The organism is Bradyrhizobium sp. IC4059, from assembly GCF_020193615.1.
Classification (GTDB): domain Bacteria; phylum Pseudomonadota; class Alphaproteobacteria; order Rhizobiales; family Xanthobacteraceae; genus Bradyrhizobium; species Bradyrhizobium yuanmingense.
The window spans coordinates 587,576-611,137 of the sequence record NZ_JADYVH010000001.1 but is presented as its reverse complement, the minus strand read 5'-3'; the positions used below and the strand labels follow the sequence as shown (position 1 = coordinate 611,137).

General features: G+C 63.6%; 17 protein-coding genes and 2 pseudogenes. 9 read left to right on the top strand and 10 right to left on the bottom strand.

Going from position 1 to position 23,562, the window contains the following annotated elements; genetic code table 11:
• Positions 1-37: 37 nt before the first annotated feature.
• Positions 38-1,801: an ABC transporter ATP-binding protein gene (locus tag I6F12_RS02890; RefSeq protein WP_036025953.1), complete on the bottom strand. Its 1,764-nt coding sequence runs from the start codon at positions 1,799-1,801 to the stop codon at positions 38-40.
• 274 nt (positions 1,802-2,075) lie between these two features.
• On the opposite strand from I6F12_RS02890, the gene I6F12_RS02885 reads away from it, so the two are divergent.
• A complete protein-coding gene (locus I6F12_RS02885; protein WP_225155463.1) occupies positions 2,076-3,146 on the top strand; it encodes a glycosyltransferase family 4 protein in 1,071 nt (356 codons plus the stop codon).
• A 180-nt stretch (positions 3,147-3,326) separates the two neighbouring features.
• On the opposite strand, the gene I6F12_RS37455 is transcribed toward I6F12_RS02885, so the two are convergent.
• From I6F12_RS37455 to I6F12_RS02870, 3 genes and pseudogenes are all read right to left on the bottom strand, one after another.
• The gene (locus I6F12_RS37455; protein WP_036004463.1) at positions 3,327-4,607 is read right to left on the bottom strand and encodes a TRAP transporter large permease subunit; all 1,281 of its coding nucleotides are present in this window, start codon (positions 4,605-4,607) and stop codon (positions 3,327-3,329) included.
• A gap of 219 nt (positions 4,608-4,826) precedes the next feature.
• Positions 4,827-5,303, bottom strand: a pseudogene (locus tag I6F12_RS37450) (TRAP transporter small permease subunit); the annotation flags it as partial.
• A 263-nt stretch (positions 5,304-5,566) separates the two neighbouring features.
• Positions 5,567-6,337: a methyltransferase domain-containing protein gene (locus tag I6F12_RS02870; RefSeq protein ID WP_225155462.1), complete on the bottom strand. Its 771-nt coding sequence runs from the start codon at positions 6,335-6,337 to the stop codon at positions 5,567-5,569.
• Between the two features lie 182 nt (positions 6,338-6,519).
• Here I6F12_RS02870 and I6F12_RS02865 point away from each other — a divergent pair.
• Positions 6,520-6,672, top strand: a pseudogene (locus I6F12_RS02865) (SDR family NAD(P)-dependent oxidoreductase); the annotation flags it as partial.
• A gap of 280 nt (positions 6,673-6,952) precedes the next feature.
• Here the strand turns inward: I6F12_RS02865 and I6F12_RS02860 are convergent.
• From I6F12_RS02860 to I6F12_RS02845, 4 genes are all read right to left on the bottom strand, one after another.
• Complete coding sequence (locus tag I6F12_RS02860) at positions 6,953-7,570, bottom strand: hypothetical protein (protein WP_081494513.1); 618 nt, start codon at positions 7,568-7,570, stop codon at positions 6,953-6,955.
• Between the two features lie 24 nt (positions 7,571-7,594).
• Complete coding sequence (locus I6F12_RS02855; RefSeq protein ID WP_074447514.1) at positions 7,595-8,224, bottom strand: hypothetical protein; 630 nt, start codon at positions 8,222-8,224, stop codon at positions 7,595-7,597.
• The gene (locus I6F12_RS02850) at positions 8,221-9,264 is read right to left on the bottom strand and encodes a TAXI family TRAP transporter solute-binding subunit (RefSeq protein ID WP_157783996.1); all 1,044 of its coding nucleotides are present in this window, start codon (positions 9,262-9,264) and stop codon (positions 8,221-8,223) included. The genes I6F12_RS02855 and I6F12_RS02850 overlap by 4 nt, the downstream gene beginning before the upstream one ends.
• Positions 9,265-9,326: 62 nt before the next feature.
• A complete protein-coding gene (locus I6F12_RS02845; protein WP_225155461.1) occupies positions 9,327-10,946 on the bottom strand; it encodes a hypothetical protein in 1,620 nt (539 codons plus the stop codon).
• A gap of 1,079 nt (positions 10,947-12,025) precedes the next feature.
• Here I6F12_RS02845 and I6F12_RS02840 point away from each other — a divergent pair.
• The 4 genes from I6F12_RS02840 (at position 12,026) to I6F12_RS02825 (ending at position 15,779) form a co-directional block, all read left to right on the top strand.
• Entirely contained in the window at positions 12,026-12,685 is a 660-nt protein-coding gene (locus tag I6F12_RS02840) for a hypothetical protein (protein WP_225155460.1), read from the top strand.
• 442 nt (positions 12,686-13,127) lie between these two features.
• A complete protein-coding gene (gene sulP / locus I6F12_RS02835; RefSeq protein WP_225155459.1) occupies positions 13,128-14,867 on the top strand; it encodes a sulfate permease in 1,740 nt (579 codons plus the stop codon).
• 190 nt (positions 14,868-15,057) lie between these two features.
• Complete coding sequence (locus tag I6F12_RS02830) at positions 15,058-15,489, top strand: pyridoxamine 5'-phosphate oxidase family protein (RefSeq protein ID WP_036004340.1); 432 nt, start codon at positions 15,058-15,060, stop codon at positions 15,487-15,489.
• 14 nt (positions 15,490-15,503) lie between these two features.
• A complete protein-coding gene (locus tag I6F12_RS02825; protein ID WP_225155458.1) occupies positions 15,504-15,779 on the top strand; it encodes a hypothetical protein in 276 nt (91 codons plus the stop codon).
• A 156-nt stretch (positions 15,780-15,935) separates the two neighbouring features.
• Here the strand turns inward: I6F12_RS02825 and cax are convergent, their stop codons facing one another.
• Positions 15,936-17,039, bottom strand: coding sequence for a calcium/proton exchanger (cax, locus tag I6F12_RS02820; RefSeq protein WP_109144575.1), 1,104 nt, complete (start codon positions 17,037-17,039; stop codon positions 15,936-15,938).
• A 423-nt stretch (positions 17,040-17,462) separates the two neighbouring features.
• Between cax and I6F12_RS02815 the strand changes: the two genes are divergently transcribed.
• Entirely contained in the window at positions 17,463-18,851 is a 1,389-nt protein-coding gene (locus tag I6F12_RS02815) for an MFS transporter (protein ID WP_225155457.1), read from the top strand.
• A gap of 4 nt (positions 18,852-18,855) precedes the next feature.
• On the opposite strand, the gene I6F12_RS02810 is transcribed toward I6F12_RS02815, so the two are convergent.
• Positions 18,856-20,460, bottom strand: a complete 1,605-nt coding sequence (locus tag I6F12_RS02810) for a B12-binding domain-containing radical SAM protein (RefSeq protein WP_036004332.1) — start codon at positions 20,458-20,460, stop codon at positions 18,856-18,858.
• A 357-nt stretch (positions 20,461-20,817) separates the two neighbouring features.
• Here I6F12_RS02810 and I6F12_RS02805 point away from each other — a divergent pair, with 357 nt between their 5' ends.
• The gene (locus I6F12_RS02805; protein WP_036004329.1) at positions 20,818-21,267 is read left to right on the top strand and encodes a (2Fe-2S)-binding protein; all 450 of its coding nucleotides are present in this window, start codon (positions 20,818-20,820) and stop codon (positions 21,265-21,267) included.
• Positions 21,268-21,279: 12 nt separating this feature from the next.
• Positions 21,280-23,466: a molybdopterin cofactor-binding domain-containing protein gene (locus tag I6F12_RS02800; RefSeq protein ID WP_225155456.1), complete on the top strand. Its 2,187-nt coding sequence runs from the start codon at positions 21,280-21,282 to the stop codon at positions 23,464-23,466.
• Positions 23,467-23,562: the final 96 nt, after the last annotated feature.

Sequence of the window (23,562 nt, the reverse complement as noted above, 5' to 3'; positions counted from 1 at the left end):
TTCGAAACGCGACCGACTCGAGAACGCGACTGTTGGTTTACGCGGCGGCTTGCGCGAGCCGGCTCATTTCCTGCGTGACCAGCTCACGATACGGCCCGTGACCCTGCATCAGGCGCTCGGGCGAGCCGTCCTCGATGATCTTACCATTCCTCAACACCACGACACGATCGAAATTGCGCAGCGTCGCAAGGCGATGAGCGATCGCGATCACGGTGCGGCCGCGCATCAGGCGGGACAGCGCCTCGCGGATCGCCTCCTCGGATTCGCTGTCGAGCGCGGCGGTCGCCTCGTCCAGCAGCAGGATCGGCGCGTCCTTCAGGAAGGCGCGCGCGATCGCGATGCGCTGGCGCTGGCCGCCCGACATCTTGACGCCGCGGTCGCCGACCATGGTGTCGAGGCCCTCGGGCAGGGTCTCGACGAAGTCGCAGCGCGCTGCGATCGCCGCGCGCAGCACCTCGTCGTCGGTCGCGTTCGGCCGGCCATAGCGGATGTTCTCGCGAATGGAGCGATGAAACAAGGAAATGTCCTGCGGCACGACGGAAATCGCCTCGCGCAGGCTCAGCTGCGTCACCTTCGAGATGTCCTGGCCGTCAATGGTGATATTGCCCTCGTCGACGTCGTAGAAGCGCTGCAGCAGCGTGAACAGCGTCGACTTGCCGCCGCCGGACTGGCCGACCAGTCCGACGCGCTGGCCGGGCTGGAGGCGCAGGCTGAAGCGCTCGAAGATCTTGTCGCTGCCGGGATAGCCGAAGGTGACGTTGTTGTACGCGATGGCCGCGCCGCTTTTGACCAGGGGCTCGGCCTCGGGATGATCGCGGAGCTCGTGCGGCACCAGCAGCGTGGCGATCGCCTCTGTCAGACGCGCGACGTGCTGGGTGACGTCGACCAGCGCCACCGCGAGATCGCGCGTCGCGCTCAGGATCGAGATGCCGAGCGTACAGACCAGCACGACGTCGCCGGTCGTCGCTTGGCCCTTCTGCCAGAGCGAGATCGCCCAGGCCATCAGCGCAATGGTCAGAAGCACGGTGATGACGGCATGCAACAGCCGCAGCTTCTCCAGATAACGCAGGCTGCGGCTGCGCGCGGTCAGCTCCTGGTTCACGGTCGCGTCGAACCGCTCATGCTCGTGGCTGATGCCGCAGAAGGCGCGCACCAGCGGCATGTTGCTGATGACGTCGATCATCTCGCCGTCGACCAATGCGGCCTTGTCGGCGAAATCGTCATGCAGCGGCTTGCCGGCCGCGGCCAGACGAAACATCGCAACCACCATGCCGCCCGCGATCGCGATCAGGCCGAGCGCCATGTAGGGACTGACGGTTCCAATCAGGATGATTGCCGCAATTGTGGCAATGCACGGCGGCAACACATTCCAGACGAACATGTTCTCGACGGTGAACACCGCGTTCGAGGTCGCGGTGATGCGGCTCGTCAGCATGCCAGGCATCCGGTCCGAGAAGTAGCTCGGGGCGTGCCCGGTCAGATGACGAAATATGTCACGCCGTAAATCGCCCGTGACCCGGACGAAGGTGAAGCTCGCCGTCCAGCTTGCGATCCGCCACAGGAAGTTGTCGGCGGCAATCAGTGACATGAGCAGAATGAATGCCAGCCATACGCCACCGCCATACGAGGGACCGGCCGACAAGGCGTCGACCAGAGCTTTGACGCCATACTGGGTGCCTACGGAGCAGGCAACGGCCCCCACGACCGCGGTCAGGATCACCAAATGCGACGCGAGACGACGCCGGAGATAGCGCAGGACAAAGGCAAATGGCCTACGCGCGTACCCAGAAAGCTGATCCATATGGCTGTCGCCCCGTTATGCTGATTTTTCGTTTCGTTACTGGTCGAGTGAACATCGACCGCTTCGCCTCGGTTCCCGGGCAATCCCATCACGACATGCGGATGCGGACGATGTGCGAAGATGTAGTGGCAGCATCGCGACGCTCCGCCGACGTGTCGAATATGTAACGTTCGGGGGAAGGAACTTCGCAGGTGCGGGAACGTTCCCTCGTCTGGCATTGCCGGTGCCGTTAAGGCGGGGGTTTCAACTTCATGATCGCAGAGGAGATGGTGAGATGCGCATCGCGCAGGTAGCTCCGTTGACGGAGGCTGTTCCACCCAAGCTGTATGGCGGCACCGAGCGGGTGGTGCATTGGTTGACGGAAGAGCTGGTGGCCCTGGGCCATGACGTGACGCTTTTCGCCAGCGGCGACTCGCGGACATCGGCCAAGCTCGATGCATTATGGCCGCGGGCACTTCGGCTCGACGGTTCCGTGCGCGATCCCAACGCGCTGCACATGGTGCTACTGGAGCGGGTGCGGCAAAAATGTGACGACGAGGAGTTCGATTTCCTCCACTTCCATCTCGACTATTATCCCTGGTCGTTGTTCCACCGCCAGCCGACCCCGTTCGTGACGACGTTGCACGGCCGGCTCGATCTTCCCGAGCATCAGCCGGTCTTCAACACCTTCACCAATATGCCGGTCATCTCGATCTCCAATGCGCAGCGGCGGCCGGTGCCGCAGGCGAACTGGGTGACGACGATCCACCACGGCCTGCCGGAGAAGCTACTGACGCCGAAGCCGGCGAAACAGGAATACCTCGCGGTGCTCGGCCGCATCGCGCCCGAGAAGGGCGTCGATCGCGCCATCAAGATCGCGACCCATTGCGGCATTCCGCTCAAGATCGCGGCCAAGGTCGACCGTGCCGACCAGGATTATTACGACGAGCTGATCCGGCCGATGATCGAGAACAATCCGTTGGTCGATTTCATCGGCGAGATCAGCGATCACGAGAAGTCGGATTTCCTCAGCGGCGCGCTCGGCCTCTTGCTGCCGATCGACTGGCCGGAGCCGTTCGGCCTCGTCATGATCGAGGCCATGGCGTGCGGAACGCCGGTCGTCGCCTTCAACCGCGGCTCGGTGCCGGAGATCATCGACGAGGGCCTCACCGGCTTCATCGTCGAGGACGTCATCAGCGCCGCGGGCGTGGTGAACCGGCTTCCGCAACTCGACCGCGCCGCGATCCGCAAGCAGTTCGAAACGCGCTTCACCGCGCGGCGCATGGCCCTGGACTACCTCGCCGCATATCGCAGCCTGACCGAGGCGCAGGCACCGCGGATCAAGCTGGTGAGCAGCGCAGAGTAGACTTTCTACATCGCTGCCGGTCTCTTCCCTTCTCCCCTTGTGGGAGAGGTGGCGCGAAGCGCCGGATGAGGGGTATGTCTCCGCTCGCAGAACTGTTCGTGAGGAGAGAAACCCCTCACCCGGCTTCGCTTCGCGAAGCCACCCTCTCCCACAAGGGGAGAGGGTACACCTGTCGCACCGCTACATCCCCAATAGCCGCGGCAGCCACAGCGACAGGCCCGGCCAATAGGTCACCACTACGAGGAAGCCCAGCATCGTCAGCAGCCACGGCCACACTGCGACCGTGAGCTCGGTGATCCCCATCTTGGCGATGCCCGAGGCGACGTAGAGATTGAGGCCGACCGGCGGATGGCACAGGCCGACCTCCATGTTGACCGTCATCAGGATGCCGAAATGGATCGGGTCGATGCCGAGCTTGACCGCGACCGGAAACAGGATCGGGGCCATGATCAGGATGATCGAGGACGGCTCCATCACATTGCCTGCGAGCAGCAGCAGGATGTTGACGAGCAGCAGGAAACCGATCCAGCCCAGGCCCTGGTCGATCATCCATTGCGCCAGCGCCTGCGGCACGTTCTCGTAGGTCATCAGGAACGAGAACAGCACGGCATTGGTGATGATGTAGAGCAGCATCGCCGAAAGGTTGGCCGACGACAGCAGCACGCGCGGCACGTCGCGCAGCTTCAGGTCCTTGTAGATGAACACCGCGACGATGAAGGCGTAGACCGCGCTGACGGCGGCAGCTTCAGTCGGCGTGAACAGGCCGCTGTAGATGCCGCCGATCACGATCACGATCAGGAGGATGCCCCAGATCGACTTGCGGAACGCATCGAGACGCTCCATGAAGGTCGCCTTCGGCATCCGCGGATAGTCGTTGCGCCAGGCGCGATAGAACGTCGTCATGCCGAGCAGCGTGGCGAGCGCAAGCCCCGGCACGATGCCGGCGATGAAGAGCTTGCCCACCGAACTGTTGGTCGAGACGGCGTAGAGCACCATCGGGATCGATGGCGGAATCAGAATGCCGAGCGAGCCCGACGTCGTGATCACGCCGGCGCCGAACCGTTTCGGAAAGCCTTGCGCGACCATCGCGGGCAGGATCACTGAGCCGATCGCCACCACGGTCGCCGGCGAGGAGCCGGAGATCGCGGCGAACAGCGCGCAGGCGACCACGCCCGACAGCGCGAGCCCGCCATACCAATGGCCGACCAGCGAGGTTGCGAAGGTGATCATACGCCGCGCCACGCCGCCATGAGTCAGGAAGTTGCCGGCCAGAATGAAGAACGGGATCGCCATGATCTCGAAATTCTCGATGCCGGTGAACAGCTTCAGCGCCACCGATTCGGTTCGCACGTCAGTCAGCGTGAACATGAAGCTGAGCACGGTCAGACCCAGCGCAATCGAGATCGGCATGCCGGTCAGCATCAGCGAGATCAGCAGCGCGAACACGATGAAGACGCGCAGGCCCTGCGGCAAGGTGATGACATGGGCCGCATGCGCGAAGCACAGCGCGACGATCAGGACCGGCAGCAGCATCAGGATCCAGCCGAGCGGGCTGCGCTCGTCCCGGACCACCTGGGTGGGCGTGACCGGCGCCGGATGCACCGGATCCGCCTCGACGCCCTCGACGCCCGCCATATCGTGATGCGGCAGCTCGCCGGTGCGGTAGAACGACCAGGCGACCTGCAGGAAGCGGAAGCACATCAGGCCGGAGCCGATCGGAATGGTGAGATACACCACCCACATCGGCGCCTCGAGGTCGTTGGACTGTTGGCCGCTGTGCCACATGTGGCTGACGAAGGCGGCTCCGAAATAGCCCACGATGGCGGTGAACAGCGCGCCGCACAGGAGGCCGAAGGTGATGATGCGGCGGCGCGAGCCGCCCGGCAGGATGTTGACCAGCACGTCGACGCCGACATGGATGCCGGTCCGCACGCCGTAGGCGGCGCCGAACTTCGCCATCCAGATGAACATGTAGATGCAGAGCTCCTGCGCCCATGACAAATCGAGCGCGGCAAGCCAGGCGAACGTCGCGCGCGCGGGCACGGCGAGGACAGTGAGGTTGCGGGCTTCCGCCCATTTGGCGAGGTCGATCGACAGCCCGGCGCCGTAACGGTGCACCACCGCGACGAAGATGAGCGACGTCGCAGCCGCGATCATCGTCGCGATCAGCCATTCCTCGAGATGATCGAGAAAGCGATTCAGCACACGCAGCAACTTGGTCCCCCCGGATTGGATCATTCAAGCGCAACGGCCGGGAGCGCAATTGCCCCCGACCGTTGGTATTGTTGTTATTGGGCCGCAGCCGTCGGTAACAACGAGAGCTAAGCGCTGCCAAGCTAACGTGATGACCGCCGGATGCGCAAGCCGGCATCCGCGCGTGTCCAAGGCAACGCGTGCTATGCCGCGTTGCGGCAGCGCCATCAGCCTTTCCGTTGCGCGACCATGAAGAGGCGCCGGAACGGGAACAGCGTCTGCCCCGCCGCATTCTTCGGATAGGCGCTCGCGACGCGCATCCCGTAGGCGGCTTCGAATGCGGCCTTCTCCTCGCCTTGGAGCACGTCGAGATAGCGCGTCAGCCAGGTGCCCTTGGTCCATTCCTTCACGGGATTGTCGCCTTCGAGCACTTGCAGATATTCGGTCTCCCAGATGTCGATGTTGGCCGACATCGGCGCGAGCAGATCGTGATAGAAGCCCGGCCCTTCCACCGGCGGCGGGGTGACGAGATGCTCCACCTTGGAGCGCCATGGGCCGTCGAGCGCAGTCTCGCCGATCAGCACATGCGAAGGCGCGAGGAAATTGCGCGGCATCTGCACCGCGAGCATGCCCCCGGGCGTCACCTTCTCCATCAACGACGGAAACAGTGCCGCATGATTGGGCAGCCAATGCAGTGCGGCATTGGAATAGATCAAGTCGTACTGCCCAGCGGGACTCCAATGGCCGAGATCCTCATGTGACCATTCCACGTCAGGCGCGGCCTTGCGTCCTGCCGCGACCATCTCCGCCGAGCCCTCGACCCCGGTCACGCGTGCCTCCGGCCAGCGCTCCGTGATCAATTTGGTGACGTTGCCGGCGCCGGCGCCGAGATCGGCGATCGCGCGCGGGGCAAAATCGGGAATCCGCATCAACAGGTCGACGGCGGGCCGGAGCCGATGGCCGGAGAACTTCAGATATTGCTGCGGATCCCAGACCATCCTTCGACGCCTTTTGTTTTTCGTATTTCCTTCGCCAAGGCTTTTGTCCTTAAACAAGGCTCTTGTCCTTCGGCAAGCCTCTTGGTTACCACTGCTCGTCCCGGTCGGGCAATTCGCAAGCCCGCGGGACAGAGCGGCAAACGAACAACAAAAAGCAGGCAGGACCAAGGGAGCGTGCGACCATGGACCTCGGGCTCAAATCGAAAACCGCCGTCGTCACCGGCGCGAGCATCGGCATCGGCCGCGCCATCGCCAGGGGCCGCGCCGCCGAAGGTGTGCGCGTCGTCGGTGTGGCGCGCCGCGCCGACCTGCTCGCCGAGCTGGTGAAGGAGATTGCTACAAGGCAAGTGCACTCCCTCTCCCGCTTGCGGGAGAGGGCTGGGGAATGTTTCCGCAATGGGATAGCCCCGAGAGGAGAAAGCCCTGACCCGCGCCGGAGCCTGTCGTCGGGCGCGCCGTGGGCGCGAGCCGGTGGCGTGACCTCTCCCGCATCCGCCTTCGCCAAGGCTTCGGCGGACAAGAGCGGGAGAGGTTGCACCGAGCCCGTGGCAATCGATTCAACCTAAAGCCATTCCGCTCTAACTGCGCATCCGACAGCCTCATTGTCGCCGGACCTCACGGTTTGACGTAGCTCCAGCCCTGTTCCTGCAGCTCCATGACGCGGACGACACCCGATTTGACCACCGTCGCCTGCGGAATCAGATTGATGTCCTTGTTCTCCGCCTTCCGCATATTTTCCTGGGTGTTGCCGCAGGCTTTGAAGGAGATTTCGGGATTGCTCATCGCGAGCACCTCGATGCGTGGCTTTACCGGCGAGGTATCATCGCGCAGCATATGAAGACCGGGACCAAAGGTGACAATCTCGATTGAGACTGGTTCACCGAGATCGCGGTAATATTGCGCGACATTGGTGGCATTGTTGAGCGTGAGGTTCATCATCGCAGGTTCGTTGGAATTGACCTGCAATATCAGCTGGTGCGGCTTTTTGACGATCTCGGGTTTTGTCGCCTGAGCCATCGCCGCCCGTGTCGCAGCGGTTTGCTTGCTCGTGTGAGTCTGCCCCGGCTTGCTCACGTGCATCCGTCTAGTCGGTTGCTTCGGATCGCGTGCCTGATTCTTCTCGCTCATCTGCGGGATCAACTGGTTGTCCTGTTGCGCCTGCGCGCTTGGTTCGACCAGAAGCACCATCGCCAGGCCGCCGATGATTGCTATCGTCAACTTCGGATTGATCATCTCGTGTCTCCCGTTCCTTGACCATCACCTTCCCGGTCTGGCGACGCTATGTGGCCATTTGCATGCAGCCGCCATTCTCTTGCGCACGTTCTCGAATCCGCTGAGCAGGAACTGTCCGTCTTGCACCTGACCAGTGCGGGCGAAAAGGCGCACGACGATGTGACCCTCGTCGGGTAGCGCGTTCAGCAACTTTACGACGTCGCCCCCGAAAGCGACGCCGGAGCCGAATGACGGCGACGCTGCCGCGAGTTGCATCGGCGTGTCCGCATTCAACCGAAAGGAGATGACGTATTCGTTGGCGCTCCGTGACAGCGCCGGTCCGGCGACCGTGACTTCCGTTCGGCCTTTGCGGCAGTGGATTGCGAGTTGCATCGTGGCTCCATCCGAGCCGCCAACCGAAAAGGTGGTGGCGGTGACGACGGGTGAATAGTCGACCGGCGAGGTGGTCTCGCTGATCAGCCAGCCGCCGTCTGACGCCCGCCGCCCGGGCGGCGGAATCTTACGTGACAGTTCTTGCAGGCATTCCAGCCGGCCCCGCCCTTCCATCGCCGAACAAGCCCGAAGTGACTCGACGGCATCGCCCGTGTCTTGCGCGTAAGCGATTCCGCAGGCTACGTTCAAGGCGACGGCGAACGGAGGAACGGCACTCTTCATGGCCTCGCCTGTACGCTGCGTGCCTTGCGATCCAGCCATTCCTGCGCAGCCGGGAAGCGGGTGAGCCCGGGGACGGACGCCGCGAGATTGATGGACTGCCATTTCGGATCGAAGCCTGGTGCCTGCAGGCGGTCAATCCGCGAGAACAGGTACTCGACGAGGCGCGCCACGCGTTGATAGCGGTTTGAGCGTGGCGGCCAGTTGAATGCAACGAGAGCCGTCGGCACGGCAAGAGTCGCAACCCGCTCACCCTGTTTGATCAGATTGGGATACTCGTTGGCGTTCAAGGTCGCCGGCAGATAATAGTCCTCGAACTTCCTGTCGTAATGGACCGGCAGGAACTTGAATCCAGCTTCCCAGCGGCCTCGCACGAAGGCGTCCACGGGCTTCGACGTGATGAACACGACGGCCGACATCTCCCCCTTGCGCATCTGTTCCAGGGCAAGCTGATGCGGAATGAACGTCTTGTCGACGTCGATGCCGAGGCGGCTGAAGATCAGCGGACCGGAATAGGCGGCTGCGGTGCCCTGAGTATTGAAGTTCACCTTCTTGCCGGCAAGGTCCTGCAGGCTCGTGATCTCCGGCCGCACGAAGATGTGCAACTCGGACGGAAACAGATTGAGCAGATAAGTGATGCGGCTTTGGATCTGCGGAACCTGAAGCTTGTACTCCTCGAGCGCGTCGGAATTGATGATCGCGGTATCGACACCACGCAGATAGAGCAGCGCATTCAGATTGTCGGTGGCGCCCCGGGTGACGATCGGCAGGAGATGCAGCTCTGCTCCGTCGTCGACGACACGGGCCATTTCTGCCGCGAGGCGGATCGGCGCGCCCTCGAGCAGGCCGCCGGCGAGCCCGACGGTCCAGGCGTTCATCCGGCCCTTTTCGCTCTCCTGAGGGAGCGGCCGTCGGAGCATTTGTGCATCGGCCTTGGCGGATCTTGCGGTTTGTGCTTCCAGGCAAGTCGTTTGAAGCAGCACGGCAATCGGCACCAGCGCGGCGAGCACGAGCGACGAGAGCGACCTTGGCAGCTTGTTCATGTCGTTCCTTTCCGGATTGCCCACCGTCACCACTCTTCCCGGCATGAATGCAAAGCCCACTCTCAGTGATGCAATGCATCCAGTCGTTCCTTGGCTCCGCGAATGCCGCTCCTCTGTGCCTTCGCGTAGAGCTCGCGCGCCTTGGCCGCCTCGCCGCGCGTTCCATAGGCACCCCAAGCCGACAGAACCGCCGGATCATATGTCTCCGCGAGCATGAAGGTCGCCTGCGCACTGTTCTTCTCAGCCGCAAGCTCGAGCACAATCCGCGCTGCACCGATATTGCCCTGATCGAGCAACGCTCTGGCACGCGGGATCAATCGGGCCTCCACCTCGTCCTGGCCTGGATTCGTCGGCGGCTCCGTTGCGGTCACGTTCTGCGCCGTCGACAAGGTCGGGCCGCCGTTTCTTTGCGCCGCCGGGGCGTGCTGATCGATAAGGCGCGATACCGAGGCGATCTCGCTCTCCCTGGCTTCAGTCCTGCTCCGCTCCCGCTCCAGCGACTGTCGCAGTTCGGCGATCTCCCGGTTCGCTGCCTGTCTCTGCTGCGAGGCTGCATCGTTCGCCTCGCGCAGATGCCCGTTCAGCGATTCGATGACGCCGCGCGTTTGCGCAAGCTTGCTCTCCAGCGCGGCAGCATGAGCCTGGGCCTCTTCGAGGGCACGGCGTTGTTGCTCGGCGTTCGCCGTTGCCGACCGCGCGGCGTCCTCTTGTTGCGCGAGGGCTGCGTTCCTTTCGCGCTCCTGCTGCAAGGACTGCCGCAATTCCGCGATCTCCCCGCCCACCGCCTCGCTTTGCTCCGCCGTGGCACCGTCGGCCGTAGCCGATCCGCCAGTCATGCCGGCAAGCTCGCTCGCGAGGGCGGCGGCGCGTGACTGCGCCTCGTAGCGTTCTTGCTCAGCGCTTGCCGCTATCGCCTGCGCGGCGCTCACTCGCTTCGCCAGGACGGCGCTCTTTTCCCGCTCCTGCTGCAGGGACTGCCGCAGTTCAGCGATCTCCCACGCCGCCGCATCCCTCTGCTGTGCGGCCACCTCGTCCGCCTCGCGCGCCTGCGCGATACGAGCCTCTACTTCGCGGCGGGTTCCGGCAAGTTCGTCCGCGAAGGCGGCGCTGCGGGCTCGCTCAATTTGAAGAGACTGCCGCAGCTCCTCCGTGGCAGTTTCCGCTGCATGCGTGCGCTGGACCGCCTCTTCGAGCTCCCTGCGCGCGCCGGCCAGTTCACCGGAGAGCGCGTCACTGCGCCCGTCGGCGTCGAGCCGTGGTGGCGGGCCCGCCGCGCTTGCGGAGACCGCCTGAATCGGGGCCTCGGACATTTCGCTCTGAAGGAGTGCTGGCGATCCGGTCGCGAAGTCAGGCCGCTGGTCGAGGCCGGCGGCGCTTCCGCCGTCGATTCGAGTTGTTTCGGCAGTCGGTTGTGCGTTGAACGGGTCGAAAGCACCGAGCAGGGTCACCCCAGCGAAGATAAGGGCGACCAGAACGACAGCTGCAATGAGCGAACTACCCGTCTCCTCCGGATCGATATCCTCGGTCTCACCCCACCAATGGGTCCGTGAAGAGCGGAGCGCTGAGCCGTCCTTTGCGCCCCATCTGCCCGTCTCGGGCGACCCGTGACCGAGCTCCTCCGCCGCATCTTCTATTCGGGTGCTTTCTCGGTCCCTGGGTGCAGTATCGATTGATTGGCGCATGCATCACGCCTCTCTCAAGAGCAACTCCAATGGAGCGATCGCCCAGCCTGTTCGCATGGTTTCGGCACCCGATCAGAACACGCGTAGATAATGTGTTGCGGCGCGGCGACACGCCCAAATTAAATATAGCAATTAACTCAAATACATATAATTTTGACCATATTCAAAAGTCAAATTAAATATGCTCGTCGGATGCCGTTAAACAACCTCATACATCGCATGGAATATAGGGCTGGCGCCCCGAATCTGCGTATCTGACCATGTTCTCGTCGCGTCTAGGCATGGAGGAATGACCATGCGCATTGCGTTGCCGTATTTGGGAATTGGCGTCTGTTTGTCTGTTGCCAGCTGGTTGGTGCTCGGGCTTGTGCTCTAGCAGCGGTTTTCCGTAAGAACTCGGAATCGAACTGGGGTGGTCGCGCAAAATCACCGATCCAACGGCGCTTTGATCTTTGGCATGTTCCGATCGCGGTCGGCGACGTCCCTGCCGCGCGTGTCAATCAAATTTCATGAACCTTTGCTATGGTCATCAACACCCATAGGTTTAAGTCCATTCTGTTTCTTGGCCCAGCTGTTCATTTCCTGACAGTCATAGTTTAGGGCGCGTCATGAGTACTCGTGGTCAGTGCGACCGTATTGCGATTCTGCGTCAACGTGTTTTGTCGCTCAGCTCTCAACTGACGGAGCTTCAGAACCTTCGTACCCGCCTGGAAAAGGCTGAGGAACGACGAATGCGCAAACGTTCAAAAGTTACTGGTAGCTTGGCGATGCGGCGCCGATCTTGGCAGTAGGCGAGTCGACAGCCCAAGCCCGCGTTGGGAGCGCCTCAAATTTCGAGGATCGTAACTCCCGGATGCGGGTCCTTCACTTGCCTCATCGCGCCCATGCCCGTTACACACCCAGGCGTGTCCCTTCAGTTGTTCTCGTGCCACCACAGCTGGCTCGAGATCGCCGAAACGGACCGGCTTGACCGCATGAGTGCGCTCGTAGTGTTTTGGGCCTCGCGGGTGCGATACATCACGGGAGCGGTGATCCCGGTGGATAGGGGGTTTGCGGTATCAGTTCTAGGAATTCATGCGATGCGTTCGACATTGAAGAGCGTGAGGGTTGGGGTCGGTCTCTTGATGCTCCTCGCCGCAGTTCACTTGACCTCCGCCGCGTTCGGCGAGGACAAGCAGAGCGCCGGCAGTCGAGATGAGACTGCCGCCTTCGATCCCATCCCGTTTGGAGGCAGAACGGATTTCCAGGTCTCAGCCCTCGCCGAGGTCCCAAGGCAGGTGGCGCGCGCAGCACAACGCGAGAACTGCGACGTCGAAAAAGGCATGAAAGAGATTCCGCTTCGCTTCTTGGTCGAGAGAGAGCGCCGTTTCGTCCTCGTATATTGTCAGTGGATCGTGGGAAGTCATCTCGTCTTCGACCTTAAGGACGCGCGCCATCCGAAGCTCGTCGCGTTTCCATTCTTCGCACAGAACACCGGGTTCGGCACCACGCCGCGGCCGGGCCTCATCACCTGGCGAAAGGAGGCCGGCGTGTTCGAGGCTGAGACCGGAACAGACATGTGTCCGAGCTCTCGCCTTCGTCACGTCTACCGCCTGGGAACGACCGAAGGCTATACCAGTGGCACCAGCAGCTTCGTGCTCGTCCGCGTGGATGTCACGGCGCGCGGCTGTGGGGGTGACCAGCCGTGGTCGACGGTGTGGCAAGCACCGAACTGGCCGGAGTCGATGATCGTCCGGTGAGGACGAACGTGAGGGATGGCCAGGGTTATCGCACATGACTTGGCCGGTGCGCACGCCTCGTCCTTCGAGACGGCGCTTACGCGCCTCCTCAGGATGAGGCTAATCGGCGTCAGTGTCTTCCGAGACTGCAGCCACACACTCCCTGCTCAGGAGCCCGCCTGAGCGGCCGTCGCGAAGGATGGCACAGAAAAAGGCTCTCGGCCCTTCGGTGGATGGCGGGTTGCGGTATCAGGTCTAGGAGCGAAGGCTCTCGTCCCAAGGATTGCTGCGCCGCGGAATAGTCGGGGTAACGGCAACGTTGATTTGCGTCAAGCGAGTGGTCGAGTCGTTGCGAGATCGTCGCGCGCTATCGGCGAGCCGACACGTGACTGCAGATATCCGTGTTGATCGTCTGTTGACCGGCGATCGCTTCGCATGGCGACCGGCCTTTGGAGTGCGCGCGGTGAACGTTTGGACGCGTTGGGTGCCCGGGATCGATACGCTTCGGTACTACGAAGCGGCCTGGCTTCGGCATGATGTCTTCGCAGGTCTCGTGCTGGCGACCATGCTTGTCCCGGTCGGAATTGCCTATGCCGTGGCGTCCGGTCTGCCGGGCATCCACGGCCTCTACGCGACCATCGTCCCGCTTCTGGCCTACGCGATGTTCGGTCCGAGCCGCATCATCGTGCTCGGACCGGACTCGGCGCTGGCAGCTGTCATCCTCGGCGTCATCGTCCCCCTGTCCGGCGGCGATCCGGTCCGCGCCGCAATGCTTGCCGCCATGATGGCGCTCGTTTCGGGAACGGTGCTCATTGTGGCCGGCATCGCACGGTTAGGGTTCGTGACGGAGCTGCTGTCCAAGCCGATACGATACGGCTACATGAACGGGATCGCGCTGACCGTTTTGATCAGCCAGTTGCCAAAGCTGCTCGGCTTCTCGATCGAAAGCGAAGGACCGCTGAGAGACCTATGGGCGATCGCCGTTGGGATCGGTGATGGCAAGATCAATTGGGCCGCATTCGCAGTCGGACTTGGTACGTTGATCGTCATCCTGCTGCTCAAGGACAGCAAGCGACTGCCGGGAATCCTGATTGCCGTCGTCGGAGCGACCCTTGTCGTCTCACTCCTTGATCTGGGAACTGGTTATGGTGTGAAAGTCTTGGGGCCACTTCCACAAGGTCTGCCGGCCTTCTCCATTCCCAGGATCGGCTATGGCGATCTGATCCCCGTGCTGGCCGGCGGCTGCGCCATCGCTCTGGTCTCGTTCGCCGATACCAGCGTGTTGTCGCGAACCTATGCTGCTCGTCTGGGCGACAAGGTCGATCCGAACCAGGAGATGGTGGGCCTCGGCGCGGCCAATTTGGCGACCGGCTTTTTCCAGGGCTTCCCGATCAGCAGCAGTTCCTCGCGCACGCCCGTTGCCGAAGCCGCCGGCGCCCGCACCCAGCTCACATGTGTCGTCGGCGCGTTTGCGATCGCGTTCCTTCTGTTGGCTGCGCCAAACCTGTTGCAGCACCTGCCGAATGCCGCATTGGCCGCCGTGGTGATCGCAGCCGCAATCGGCCTGATCGAGATCAGTGATCTCAAACGAATCTACCGGATCCAGCGCTGGGAATTCTGGTTGACCGTGCTGTGCTTCGTGGGCGTAGCCGTGCTCGGCGCAATTCCCGGAATCGGCCTCGCCATCGCGGTCGCCATTGCCGAGTTTCTGTGGGACGGCTGGCGTCCGCACTCCGCAATTCTTGGGCGGGCGCAGGGCGTCAAGGGCTATCACGACATCACGAGATATCCCGATGCCCGCCTGATACCCGGACTGGTGCTGTTCCGCTGGGACGCGCCGCTGTTCTTCGCCAATGCCGAGTTCTTCAAGGAACGTATTCTGGCCGCGGTCGAGCAATCGCCGACACCCGTGCGCTGGCTGGTCGTCGCCGCCGAACCGGTCACGAGCGTCGACGTCACCGCCTGCGACACAATTGCCGAACTGGACGAGGCGCTCCACGTCAGGGGCATCGAACTTTGCTTTGCCGAGCTGAAGGATCCCGTGAAGGACAAGCTGAAGCGGTTCGGGTTGTATGCGCAGGTCGGCGAAGCTCAGTTCTTTCCGACCATCGGCTCGGCCGTCTCGAGCTACCTCCACATCAACAATGTCGAATGGGAGGACTGGGAGGATCAGGTCGAGGTCGGTCGTCGCGTCGGGTCGTGACGAGCCGGCCAGCGCGACAACCAGCGCAAGGCCGCACCTGCGGCATTTCGGCGAGCATGACGGCCCAACCGTCAGACCGCCGCCGGCAATAAGCGAGTCATTGCTGAACCGCGGGCGCGCACTTCGTGCCCGGCTTCGGGGAACATGGGCCCAATCCAATCGTTGCCTCCGCTCCACTGGAGGAAAGTTCATGCCCAAGAAATCGCTCGCCGAAATCTCAAAGGAAATGGCCGGCATCGACATCGCCATTCTCTCGACGCACACCGAGAACGGCGAGATTGCCAACCGTCCGATGAGCAACAACGGCGACGTCGCCTACGACGGCACCTCGTACTACTTCACCTACGAACAGGCGCGAACGGTATCGGACATCCAACGAAATCCCAAGGTAGCGCTCGGATTCTCATCGGAGGCGGGCCTATTCTCGAAGGGAATCTACCTCGCGGTCGAAGGGACTGCCGAGCTGATCCGCGACAAGGCCGCCTTCCAACAGCATTGGACCAGCGACCTCGACAAGTGGTTCGACAACGGAATCGATACGCCGGGCATCGTCCTGATCAAGGTCAAAGCCAAGCGCATCACTTATTGGACGGGCCGCGAAGAGGGTGAGGTCGTGATCTGACCGACGCGGTGATCGTGCGCCGATTCCTCGATTGGTTCTTCAAGAGCCGCGAAACCGGTGCCATCACCATCGCGCAATGGCCCAACCTCATCCTATGGATCGTGATCGTCGCGGGCCTTCTGCTTTGGATCTGGCCTTCCGCGGGAAGAGCCAGCGTCGCCCTGACAATCGTCTTGAAAGGCGGACTGATGATTTGGGGCGCCGACGAGATCATCCGCGGCGTGAATCCTTGGCGGCGCTGTCTCGGCGCTGCGGTCGTCGTCTACGAGCTCATCACGCTTGTGCCGTAAGGTGGGTTCGACGAAGCACGCCTAACCTTCGTGGTTTGCTGCTCCCTGCGCATCGCGCCGCCATGCACCCGGGCTGACGCCGACGATCGCTGCCTGGAGCCGGCATTTTCTCGTACGACAATAGCCTACCGGAGCGAGATCGAAGGGCACCGAACTTCACCCCTGCCCCGCCGGCGGGACCACGTAGAGCGTCAGCGCGAACACCGCATAGATGAAGATCAGCAGGGCGCCGACGAACCAGGCCGAGCGCCCGCTGGCCGTGATGAAGGCCGACGTCACCGTCGCGATCATCATCATGGTGACGGCGCCCGGCCAGAACTGCAGGTCCATCGGCTTCGGCCCCACGACATAGCTGAGCAGCACCAAAGCGGGTGCGACGAACAGCGCGATCTGCGAGGCACTCCCAAGCGCGATGCTGACGGCCATGTCGAGCCGGTCCTTGCGCGCCGCGGCGAAGGCCACCGCGAATTCCGCGGCGGCGCCGACCAGCGAGACGACGATGAAGCCGACGAAGGCCGGGCTCATTCCGAAGGTTTCCGCCGCCTTCTGCACCGATTCCACGAAGATCTCGCTGACCAGCGCGACCAGCACGGTGACGACCAGCAGCGTGCCGACGGCCGTTCCGATCGGCCAGTGCGCCTCCTTGTCGTCGTCGCCGTGACCGGCGCTTGCGAACAATTCCTTGTGCGTTCGAAGCGAGAACAACAGGCCGAGCCCGTAAGCTGCGATGAGCAGGACCGAAATGCCGAGGCTGAGCTTGTTGAGGATGCCCCCGCCCTGGGGCAGGTGGTCGAGATCGGCGACCGCCGAAGGCGCAAGCAGCGCGACGGTCGCCATCAGCAACAGGCCGGACGAGAGCCGCGCACCGGCGCGGTTATATTCCTGCACATGATAGCGCAGGCCGCCCAGCAACAGGCAGGCGCCCAGCATGAACACCGCGTTGGTGACGATCGCGCCCGCAATCGAGGCCTTCACCAGCATGTACTGGCCGGCGCGCAGCGCCGTGATGGCGATGATCAGCTCGGTCAGATTGCCGAGCGTTGCATTGAGCAACCCGCCCACGGCATCGCCAGTCTTGGCGGCGACCGCCTCGGTGGCGTGGCTGAGCAGCGCCGCCAGCGGAACGATGGCCAGCACCGCGAGCACGAATAGCAGCGTATGGGAATGTGGCGCCACCGCCTCTGCCACCAGCACGATGGGCACGAAGGCCAGCATCCAGAGCAAAGGGGTATTCCGGATTTCCCTGAGCAGAATCTGCATGTAGCCGCCCTTCCATCGATGCGCTGATGGAAAGGTCGGGCGGCCGCGCAGGTCGAGTGTTGATCTGTCTCAACGCCGGCGTGGTGGAGAAGGCGCGCGCAGGACGCGCATGCGGCCTGCTCCCGGCCGATCGCCGGCACGCTGGCATCCTGCCAGTGTTTTGCCCGACGGGTCAACTTGATTGCGGCTGCGACCGCCGTTTTCGACACGGCAGGAAAATGCCTTGTCGATCAAAGGGCCTCCTACTGTGCATGGGGTTGTTTTTCGACTCTTTTCATTTGGCCCTGCGCTCGCAGCGCAGCCGCATCGCCTGACCTTCGCGCATACACAGCATGCAAGCTTGCGCCTGTGGAAGCCGGCGCCTCCGTAGTACATGCCGAACGTCCCCCATGGCTACGCCGCCGGAGCAGCGCGCCAACAAAAATGACGATCACGTTACCTACCGCCGCGCGCGAGCCCGACCATCCCACCGCCGACGGTCTTCCGTCGACGCAGCGGCGCTGGGCGGTTGCCGCGATCTTCACTGCGCTCGCGATGGCCTCGCTCGACACTGCCATTGCCAACATCGCCCTGCCGGCCATCGCCGCCGACCTGCACGTCACGCCGGAGCAGTCGGTCTGGGTCGTCAACGTCTACCAGATCGCGCTGGTGGCGACGCTCTTGCCGCTGGGAGCGCTCGGCGAGATCGTCGGGCACCAGCGCATCTATCTCGGCGGACTGATCCTGTTCACCATTGCCTCGCTGTTCTGCGCGGTGGCATGGTCGCTCGACAGCCTGCTGCTGGCGCGCACGCTGCAAGGGCTGGGCGCGAGCGGCATCATGAGCGTCAACACGGCGCTGGTGCGCTTCGTCTATCCCGGCCGCATGCTCGGCCGCGGCTTCGGTCACAACGCACTCGTGGTCGCGACCGCCTTCACCTTCGGGCCCTCGATCGCCTCCGCCATCCTCGCCTTCGGCCCGTGGCCGTGGCTGTTCGCCGTCAACATCCCCTTCGGCCTCATCGCCATCGGCATCGGCTTTGCCATGCTGCCGAAGACCCCGCGCGCCGATCACGGCTTCGACTTGCTCGGCGCGATCCTGGCCACCGCCTGCCTCGGCCTGTTCATCACCGGTATCGGCAGCGCCGCGCACAATCTGTCGCCATTCGTGGTCGGCATCGAGCTGGTCACAGCCCTCGTGCTCGGCGTGATCCTGACCCGCCGCCACGCCGATCATCCCGCGCCGATGCTGCCGATCGACCTGTTCGCCAGGCCGATGTTCGCGCTGTCGGCGGCAACGGCGGTGTGCTCCTTCGCCGTCCAGGGCCTCGCCTTCGTCTCGCTGCCGTTCTATTTCGAGGATGTGCTCGGCCGCTCGCAGGTCGAGACCGGCTTCTTCATGACGCCCTGGCCGCTGGTGGTCGGCATCATGGCGCCGATCGCAGGCCGCCTCTCCGACCGGCACGCGGTCGGCCTGCTCGGCGGCATTGGGCTCGTGCTGCTCGGTCTCGGCATGGCGCTGCTCGCGACACTGCCGCCCAATCCCGCCATTGCCGACATCATCTGGCGAATGGTGATCTGCGGCATGGGCTTCGGCTTCTTCCAGGCGCCGAACATGAAGGCGGTGATGGCAAGCGCGCCGCCGCACCGCAGCGGCAGCGCCTCCGGCATCGTCGCGACCGCGCGCCTAACTGGGCAGACCACTGGCGCGGCGCTCGCCGCCGCCTGCTTCGCACTCGCTGGCCACGAGGGCGCGACGCTGGCGCTGGCGCTCGGCGCGGGCTTTGCCGCGCTCGGCAGCGTGATGAGCTTCCTGCGGCTCGCGGTGAAGTAAGCTGTCAGGCCGCCGTCACGCCGACAGCCACAGGAGAGACGGCCTCGTTGTCCAGCGCGGCCAGGCGCTGGTCGATCGCCGCGATGACCTTGCGGGAGTACGGTCCGAGATGCGCATAGGCCGCGATCATCTGCACGGCGATGCGCGCGGACGACGTGTCGCGCTTGGCGCAGTTCATGAAGGTCTGCCAGAGCGGCCCCCGCGCCTCAGGAAGCGCGGACACCACCTTGTGCACGGTCTCCATGGCTCCGAGCTTGGAGCGGATATCGCCTTCGGCAAGCTCGGAACGCTGCCTCGACCGGTCGAGCAGCGTCATCAGGCGGTCGACACGTGCTGCATAGGCCGCCGGGCTGTAGATGTGTTCCAGCACCCGCTTGTAGTCCGTCAGAATGTCGCGCAACGGGCGGACCGGATCGAAATTGATGCCCGCCGTGCACTGATCGGCGCCAATCGTCGGCGCCACGTCGTGCCCGGAATGCAGCCGGCCTTCGCGCTCCAGCCGGCGCGTGAGCTGCGTGTTGGGCAAGGCATAGAGCAGGCCGACCATGGCGACGGGGATTGCCGCCTCCTCGATGAAGTCGATCATCGCCTCCGCCATCGAGACCTTCTCGTTGTCGAAGCCAACGATGAAGCCCGCGGTGACGAGCATGCCGGCGGCGTAGATCTTGTGGATGCTCTCGGCGATGTTGCGCCGCGTGTTCTGCTTCTTGCGCATCGCGACCAGCGTCGCCGGGTCCGGACTTTCGATGCCGACGAAGATGCCGAAGAAATTGGCCGCACCCATCAGCTCCAACAGCTCCGGGTCGTCGGCGAGATTGACCGAGGCTTCCGTGGAGAATTCGAACGGATAGCCGTGCGTGCGCTGCCATTCGGCGAGCTTCGGCAGGAACTGCCGTAGCGACTTCTTGTTGCCGATGAAATTGTCGTCGACGAAGTCGAGATGACCGCGATAGCCCATCTTGTAGAGCGTCTCGAGTTCGACGAACATCTGCTCGATCGTCTTGGTCCGCGGCACGCGCCCGTAGAGCTCGATGATGTCGCAGAATTCGCAGGTGAACGGACAGCCGCGCGAATATTGCACACCGAGATAGAGATAGTCCTCGAACTTGAGCAGGTCGAAACGCGGCACCGGCGTCTTGGTGACGTCAGCCTGGAACTTCGGTGCGGTGAAGAGGCCGGATCGCGCGCCGCTCTCCCAGGCCGCGATGAATTCGTTCATGACGCTCTCGGCCTCGCCGAGCACCCGGAAATCGGCCCGTTCATAGATATGGGGGCTCGAGGTGGGGTCGGGTCCGCCGACCACGACCGGCTTGCCGGCAGCGCGGCAGAGCTCGATCAGACGCAAGGTGTCGGCCTGCTGAGGCAACATTCCGCCGGTGAACACGACGTCGGCCCAAGCGAGATCCTCCTCCCCGAACGGCGCGGTGTTGCAATCGATCAGCCGGACGGTCCAGCTCTCGGGCAACATCGCGGCAACGGTGATCAGGCCCAAGGGGGCGGCCGGGCGCTTGACGCCCAGCACTTTGCAGGATTCGCCGAAGGTCCAGAAGGACTCTGCCGAGAACAGCGGGTAGAGCATCAGTACGTTGCAGGGACTCGGCACGTTCATGGAACTCCTTTTGCGTCGGCGCAGTGTACCAAAGCGCCCGCGACTTGCACCCCGGCAATAGGGACAAACTGTCGCCGCAGCGCAAGCCGCGCGGGGCCCTGGAACCGGCATTCACAGCCGGACGTCGCCTCAAGCCGCGGATTGGCGCCCTCGGAACAAGGCCTCAACCCGAATCGATTGCGAAGGGATGAGCCAAAACGGCGTCCCGGTCCATACCCCAGAGCGAGGGCCATGCGCCCTGGCCGCGCTCGGTTTGTTGATTTGAACCTCGGACTATTGATTTGAACCGTTCCAGTTTGCCGCACACATTGCGCCCCTGAGTTCAATCGGTGGATTGGGCCAATCAGGGGACTTGCGATGGCAAACCTAACAATCAACGGAAAACCCTTCACGCTCGACGTCGAGCCGGATACGCCGCTGCTTTGGGCGATCCGCGAGAATGCCGGCCTGACCGGCACCAAATACGGTTGCGGCATTGCACAATGCGGTGCCTGCACGGTTCACCTCGACGGCGTTGCGATGCGCTCCTGCGGCATCTCGGTCAGCGAGGCCGAGGGCAAGCAGATCACCACCATCGAGGGGCTCGCCTCGGGCAATACGCTGCACAAGGTGCAGGAGGCCTGGATCGCCCAGGACGTGCCGCAATGCGGCTATTGCCAGAGCGGCATGATCATGGCGGTGGCCGCGCTCTTGAACGAGAAGCCGAAGCCGACCGACGCCGACATCGACGAGGCCATCACGAATATCTGCCGCTGCGGCACCTTCCAGCAGGTGCGCGAGGCGATCCACACGATCGCGAGCGCGTAAGGAAATCCCCACATGAACAAGCATATATCGCCGCGGCTCAACCGCCGCGCCTTCGTCATCGGCACCGCTGCGGTCGGTGCCGGCCTTGCCATCGGCCTCGACCTGCCCTTCGGCGGCCCCGCCGTGGTCCGTGCTGCCGACGGTTCGCCCGAGATCGGCGCCTGGGTCGTGGTCAGGCCCGACGACACCGTGGTGATCCGCATCGCCCGCTCGGAGATGGGCCAGGGCTCGCTGACCGGCCTCGCCCAGCTGGTTGCCGAGGAACTCGAATGCGACTGGACCAAGGTCACGACCGAATATCCGACCCCCGGCCAGAGCGTCGCCCGCAAGCGGGTCTGGGGTGATTTCTCGACCGGCGGCAGCCGCGGCATCCGCTCCTCGCAGGACTACGTCCGCAAGGGCGGCGCCACCGCGCGCGTGATGCTGATCCAGGCCGCAGCCGACGCATGGAAAGTGCCGGCCTCCGAATGCAGGGCCGCGAACAGCGTCATCACCCATACGCCCTCGGGCCGGACCACGACCTACGGCAAGGTCGCCGAGGCCGCGGCGAAACTGACGCCGCCGGCGGACGTCAAGCTGAAGGATCCGAAGGACTGGAAGCTGATCGGCAAGGGCGTCAATCGGCTCGACACCGTAGACAAGACCACCGGCGCGATGATCTACGGCGCCGACGTCAAGCTGCCGGGCATGCTGAACGCTGCGATCAAGGACTGTCCGGTGTTCGGCGGCAAGCTGAAGAGCTTTGACGAAGCCAAGATCGCCAACATGAAAGGCGTCAAGAAGGTCGTCAGGGTCGGCGACACCGCCGTCGCGGTCGTCGCCGACACCTGGTGGCACGCCAAGACCGCGCTGGAAGCACTGCCGATCGTCTGGGACGAAGGCGACAACGCAAAAGTCTCCAGCGAGTCGATTGCGAAATGGCTGGCCGAGGGCCTCGACAATGCGCAGCCGGCCTATGTCGGCAACAAGAACGGCGACGCGAAGGCCGCGATTGCCAGTGCGGCCAAGAAGGTCGAAGCCGTCTACTCCTATCCCTACCAGAACCACGCCACGATGGAGCCGATGAACGCCACCGCGCTCTACACGGCCGACAGATGCGAGGTCTGGTGCGGGACGCAGAACGGCGAGGCGGCGTTTGCAGCGGTGCTGGAAGCGTCCGGCCTGCCGGCCGAGAAGTGCGACGTGCACAAGGTGATGTTAGGGGGCGGCTTCGGCCGGCGCGGCCAGACCGACTATGTCCGCCAGGCCGTCATGATCGCCAAGCAGATGCCGGGCACGCCGATCAAGCTGCTGTGGTCGCGCGAAGAGGACATGGCGCACGGTAGGTATCACCCGATCACCCAGTGCAAGATGACCGGCGCGTTCGATGCCAACAACAACCTGATCGCGCTGCACTACCGCCTGTCCGGGCAATCGATCCTGTTCTCGCTCCGCCCCGAAGCGTTGCAGAACGGCATGGATCCCGCGGCATTCCAGGGCGTCGCCCAATCCGGCGAAGCCGCATTCGGCTATTCGGTGCCGAACCTTCTGGTCGAGCATGCGATGCGCAACCCGCACGTCCCGCCCGGCTTCTGGCGCGGCGTCAACGTCAACCACAACGCGATCTACATGGAATGCTTCATGGACGAGCTCGCCCATGCCGCAGGCCAGGACCCCCTCGAATTCCGTCGCAAGCTGATGGGCAACCACCCCAAGCACCTCGCGGTGCTCAATGCGGTGGCCGAGAAGATCGGCTGGACCACGCCGGCGCCGCAAGGCGTCTATCGCGGCATCGCGCAGGTGATGGGCTATGGCAGCTATGTCGCCGGCGCCGCCGAGATCTCGGTGACCGACGCCAACAAGATCAAGGTGCATCGCATCGTCGCCTCCACCGATCCCGGCTACGTCGTCAATCCGGCGCAGGTGGAGCGACAGGTCGCCGGCTCCTTCGTCTATGGCCTCTCCGCGCTGTTCTACGGCGGCTGCACGGTGAAGGACGGCAAGATCGAGCAGACCAACTTCGACACCTACAACTCGATGCGCATCAACGAGATGCCGAAGGTGGAGGCGGTGATGGTGCCGAGCGGCGGGTTCTGGGGTGGCGTCGGCGAGCCGACCATCGGCATCGCGGCGCCGGCGGTGCTGAACGCGTATTTCGCCGCGACCGGCAAGCGCATCCGCCATGTGCCGCTGCGCGACCAGAACATCACCTTCGCGTAAAGCATGATCCGGAGAAGTGTGGAGCGGTTGTCCGAAAAGATCATGCTCAAAGGACAAATCGCGGCGGCCGTATCGGCCGCCGCAGCATTTTCCGGA